The sequence below is a fragment of the Sutterella massiliensis genome (assembly GCF_016899755.1).
In the GTDB taxonomy this organism is placed as follows: Bacteria; Pseudomonadota; Gammaproteobacteria; order Burkholderiales; family Burkholderiaceae_F; genus Sutterella; species Sutterella massiliensis.
The window spans coordinates 1-451 of sequence record NZ_JACJJC010000286.1 but is presented as its reverse complement, the minus strand read 5'-3'; the positions used below and the strand labels follow the sequence as shown (position 1 = coordinate 451).

At 60.1% G+C, this 451-nt stretch carries 1 protein-coding gene; it reads right to left on the bottom strand.

Translation table 11 applies throughout. The annotated features are described in order from the left end of the window. Window positions 1–386: FAD-binding protein (locus H6A60_RS12590; protein WP_338054879.1), on the bottom strand; the 386-nt coding region annotated here is incomplete at its 3' end. Window positions 387–451: the final 65 nt, after the last annotated feature.

Genomic DNA, 451 nt, shown 5'->3' with positions numbered 1-451 from the left:
ATGTTCTTTTGCGAAATACCGTCAAACGCCGCTACCGTTTCTGCATCGGCTATGGCCCAGCAAGGTGCATCACCGTATCTGAAGATGGCGGATGCTATGACGCCTCGAGATTCGTTTTCGTCGACGAATCGGCGGCCGGACGCGTCCACCATCACCATCTTTGCGGGGATGTAGTCGAGCCGGATCGGATAGTCGATGCCTCCCCGACTTCCCGGTACGCACTCGACAGATTCCATGTTGACGATGGCGGCGCCAATGTCGGACGCCGCGAGCGTCATCTCACCCGTACTGCCCGGCTGACTGTCGATTGGAAGTGCAGCCGCGTGAGGCGCGTACTGCCGAAGCAAACTCCGGTTGGACGCAAACCCGCCGGTTGCGAGCACCACACCGCGGCGCGCACGAAAGAATGTGCGTTTTCCGTTCGCTGATTCTGCAACGACGCCGTCGACGC